Here is a 4,309-nt window from a genome sequence, read left to right as displayed (position 1 = left end):
GGGAGCGCCGAACGCGGCGCTCCCCACCGGCACGTGCGGGCCGGCTCGCGGCACTCGGCCGCGGAAGTCAGTTGTGCCCGAACTTCTTCGACGCGTGCTTGCGCTCCATCTTCGGGCTCGCCCCGGTCGACGCCAGCTGCTCCGTGCTGCCCTTCGACTGCTCGCGGGACGGGTCGTTGGCGCTGCGATCCTGCGGTTCCCGGCGATCTCGGCTCTTGTTCCTGCCCATGGTGACCTCCTGTGGTCCTCGGAACTGTGGGCAGCCCTCACATTCGCACGTCACCGCGTACTTCGCATTTCGGGCAATTACCCACGGTGGTCGTGAGTTGGGGGGATTCGCTCCGGTAGTCGCCGTGATTCGCCACGCCGAAGATCGAGTTCGCACTGATAACCCCCGTACGGTCGGGCAGACTCGAAGGAACACGCCCTGATACCCGATGCCGTACGACGAGAGTGGGTGGACCGTGGACCGCTGCGTCGTCCTGGTGGACGCTGGTTACCTGCTGGGGGCCGCCGCGAGTCTGCTGGCCGGGGAGCCCACCCGTTCGCGCATCACCGTCGACCACTCCCTGCTCATCCAGGGACTGCGGGAGCTCGCCGAGGCCGACACCGGATGCAGTCTGCTGCGCATCTACTGGTTCGACGGCGCACCCGACCGGGTGCCGCAACCCGAGCACCGCCGACTCCGGGTGATGCCCCGGGTGACCGTCCGGCTGGGCGCCCTGACCCGCAGTGACGGGCGCTGGGCCCAGAAGGGCGTGGACGCCGCGATGCACGCGGAGCTCACCGAACTCGCCCGGAACCGGGCCTGTGCCGACATCGTGCTGGTCACCGGGGACGGTGACCTGTTGCCGGGCCTGATGTCCGCCAAGGAGCACGGGGTCGCCGTTCACCTCTGGGCGGTGCAGGCGGCCGACGGCGACTACAACCAGTCGGAGGACCTCGTCGCCGAGGCCGACGAGCGCCGAGTGCTGGACCGCACCTGGATCACCCGGGCCGTCCGCGCGAAGGACTTCGCCGGCCCCTGCCCACCGCAGCCCGCGCCGCGGCCGGACATCGCCGCCATCCTCTCCGCTCCGCTTCCGGAGCCGCCCAGCGGTCCGAAGAACGGCTCCTCCGCCGCCGAGACCCCGGCTCCGGAGGCGCCGCGCAGCGAGCACGAGCAGCCACCCGCCGAGACCAAGGGGGGACCGCCCGTCCCCACCCCCAAGGACCTCGCCGGGCTCGGCCGCCCCCCGGCCGCACCACCGGCGGCACCGGCCGCGACGCTGCGCTGGTCCTCCGACAAGGGTTGGGTGGACCGCGGCTCTCCCGGTGAGCCACCGGAGGTGGCGGGGCTGCCCACGCTGGCCCAGCTCACCACCGCCGAGCAGCGCTGGGCCGATCGGGAGGAGGACATCACCGCCGTCAGCGGTGACCCCTTCGAAGTCGGCCAGGTCTTCGCCCGCCGGTGGATGGCGCGGCTGTCCGCCCCCGTCCACCTCCAGCACCTCACCACCCAGTACCCGCGCATCCCGCACCGCATCGACGGGGAGCTGCTGCGCTACGCCGCCCGCTTCGGGCTGCTCGCGCACAAGGACGACCAGATCGACGAGCACGACCGCTACGCCATCCGGGCGGGCTTCTGGCGCGAGGTGGACCCGCACGCCAGCTCCGAACCCGCCCCGGCCGCCGACTGAGCTGCCCGCCGACTGAGCCGCGCGCTGACGCCCTCGCCTCCCGACCGCCCCACCCGCGGCCGAGCCCGTCCGTGCGGTGGGCGGGGTTTCCCGGGTGGGTGACCGGCGCCCGCCGCGGGGCGCGTACCCTCGTAGCTCGTGGAGACGGGCGCACAGCAGGCAACGACGGACGGCGGTGCGGTCTGCGCTGTGCGGGACCTGGTCAAGAGCTATCCGGCCCAGCGGGCCCGTCGTGGGGCCCCCGCGGCCCCGGCCGTGCGGGCCAGCGACCACGTGAGCCTGACCGTCCGGCGCGGTGAGATCTTCGGCCTGCTCGGCCCCAACGGCGCCGGCAAGACCACCCTCGTCCGGCAGCTGACCGGCCTGCTGCGACCGGATTCCGGGACGGTCGACGTGCTCGGCCACGACCTGGTGCGGCACCCCGACCGGGCTGCCCGGCTGCTCGCCTACCTGGGCCAGGAGTCCAGCGCGCTGGACGATCTGACCGTCGCCCTGGCAGCCGAGACCACCGCCCGGCTCCGCGGGCTGAGCGCGGCCGGGGCCCGCCGGGAGCGGGACGCCGTCCTTGACGAACTGGGCCTGGCGGAGATCGCCGGGCGTCCGCTGCGCAAGCTCTCCGGCGGTCAGCGCCGCCTGGCGTGTGTGGCGACGGCCCTGGTGGGTGAGCGGCCGGTGCTGGTGCTGGACGAGCCGACCACCGGCCTGGACCCGGTGGCGCGCCGCGCCGTCTGGGCGGCCGTCGACCGCCGCCGGGCCGAGTCGAACGCCACCGTCGTGCTGGTCACCCACAACGTGATCGAGGCGGAGACGGTGCTCGACCGGGTCGCGGTACTCGACCGCGGGCGGGTCATCGCCTGCGACACCCCGGCCGGGCTGCGGTCACTCGTCGGTGACACCGTGCGCCTGGAACTGGTGTGGCGTGAGCAGCCGCCGCTGCACCTGCCGGAGATCGCGGCGCTCCGCCCGGAGGCCGTCACCGCCGGCCGCCGGTGGACGCTGCGGCTCGCACCGGACGACGTGCGGGCCCCGGTGGCCGCCGTCCCCGGTGGCGGGGCGTTCGCCGCTCTTGACGATTTCACCCTGGTCACGCCGAGCCTGGAGGACGTCTACCTGGCACTCGGCGGCCGTACGGAAGGTCTGGTGAAGGTGTGAGCGCACTCTCCGCCGAGGTGACCGCACCTCGCGTCGCCGCGGAGTCCGCCCCGGAGGTACCGGCGGAGCTGGCGCCCCGGGCGAGGCTGTGGCCGTCGCTCAGCGCCGTCTACCGGGCACAGCTGTCCCGGGCCCGGGTGGCCCGCATCCCGCTGCTGTTCGTCGCCACCTTCCAGTCCATCGGCATCATGGTGCTGATGCGCGGCGTCGTCGAGTCCGGTCCGGGAGAGGCGGCCCGCGCGGTCGTCGCCGGGTCCAGCGTGCTGGTGGTCGCCTTCGTCGCCCTCAACCTGCTCGCCCAGTACTTCGGCCAGCTGCGGGCCTCCGGCGGCCTCGACCACTACGCGACGCTGCCGGTGCCGCCCGCCGCGGTGGTGCTGGGAGCGGCCGGGGCCTACGCCTCGTTCACGGTGCCCGGCGTGCTCGTCACCGCCGTCACCGGCAGCCTGCTGTTCCAGCTGCCGATGGGCGGCCTGTGGGTGCTGTTCGCGGTCGTCCCGCTGGCCGGAGCCGCACTGGCCGGCCTGGGCGCGGCACTGGGACTGCTCGCGCCGCGCCAGGAACTCGCCACGCTCTGCGGCCAGTTGGGCATGTCGGCGGCGCTGCTGCTGGGAGTGCTGCCGGCAGGTCCGATGCCGCAGCCCCTCCAGTGGGCGCGTGACCTGCTGCCTTCCACCTACGGTGTCGAGGCGCTCGCCGCGGCGTTCGAGCCGTCACCGGACTGGGCGAGGGTCGGCGTCGACCTGGGGGTCTGCGCGGCCGTGGGCGTCGCCGCGCTGGTGCTGGCGACGTGGGCGTACCGCCGGGCGGCCTCGCGTTGATCGGCCGGACGGGCGTACCCGTTCCCGAACAGCAGACCGGGCCTGGCACGATGGCGTCGTGACCGTACCGACGCCCCCGCCCCCGCACAACGGCTCCTCGCAGCCCCCGCAGTACGACCCGTGGGTCAAACCGCCGCAGGCCGCCGACGCCGAGTGGCAGACGGGTGATGCCGAGCCCCGCGCGATCTCCGGTCGGGAGGAGGTCAGGGACCTGCTGCTGGTGGCGGTCGTGCTCACGGTCGCCGGTGGCCTGCTGGGCCTGCTCTGGTGGTGGCTGGCCTCCCCGGTGCGGTACGTCTCGGACGGGCAGAACGCCCTGCTGGGCAACACCGAGGCGGAGGACACCTTCGCGGTGGACGGCACGTTCGCCCTGCTGGCGATGGGCCTGGGGGTCGTGAGCGGACTGCTGCTGTTCCTGGTGCGGCGCGGCGGCGGTGTCGGCGCGGTACTCGGGCTTGCCCTGGGATCGGTCCTCGCCTCGGTCGTCGGCTGGCGGCTCGGTGTGCTGCTCGGCCCGGGTCAGGACCTGACCGCCCGAGCCGCCGAGGCCGGCCGCGGCAGCACGCTGGAGGCTCCGCTCCAGCTGGGGGCCACGGCCGTGCTGCTGGCGTGGCCGCTGGCCGCGGTCGCCACCCACCTGGTCGCCGTCGCCTTCTT

The 4,309-nt window shown here is 74.2% G+C and carries 5 protein-coding genes; 4 read left to right on the top strand and 1 reads right to left on the bottom strand.

The window, feature by feature from the left end; genetic code table 11:
• Positions 1-67: 67 nt before the first annotated feature.
• Complete coding sequence (locus ACYVE9_RS17335) at positions 68-229, bottom strand: hypothetical protein (RefSeq protein ID WP_461028780.1); 162 nt, start codon at positions 227-229, stop codon at positions 68-70.
• 235 nt (positions 230-464) lie between these two features.
• On the opposite strand from ACYVE9_RS17335, the gene ACYVE9_RS17330 reads away from it, so the two are divergent.
• The 4 genes from ACYVE9_RS17330 to ACYVE9_RS17315 form a co-directional block, all read left to right on the top strand.
• Complete coding sequence (locus ACYVE9_RS17330) at positions 465-1,679, top strand: NYN domain-containing protein (protein ID WP_461028781.1); 1,215 nt, start codon at positions 465-467, stop codon at positions 1,677-1,679.
• Between the two features lie 138 nt (positions 1,680-1,817).
• Positions 1,818-2,831, top strand: coding sequence for an ABC transporter ATP-binding protein (locus tag ACYVE9_RS17325; RefSeq protein WP_461028779.1), 1,014 nt, complete (start codon positions 1,818-1,820; stop codon positions 2,829-2,831).
• A complete protein-coding gene (locus ACYVE9_RS17320; RefSeq protein ID WP_461028778.1) occupies positions 2,828-3,652 on the top strand; it encodes an ABC transporter permease in 825 nt (274 codons plus the stop codon). The genes ACYVE9_RS17325 and ACYVE9_RS17320 overlap by 4 nt, the downstream gene beginning before the upstream one ends.
• A 58-nt stretch (positions 3,653-3,710) precedes the next feature.
• A partial coding sequence (locus tag ACYVE9_RS17315) for a hypothetical protein (RefSeq protein ID WP_461028777.1) occupies positions 3,711-4,309 on the top strand: 599 nt, incomplete at its 3' end.

This window comes from Streptomyces sparsus (assembly GCF_054776295.1).
This window is presented reverse-complemented; position numbering and strand designations above follow the sequence as displayed.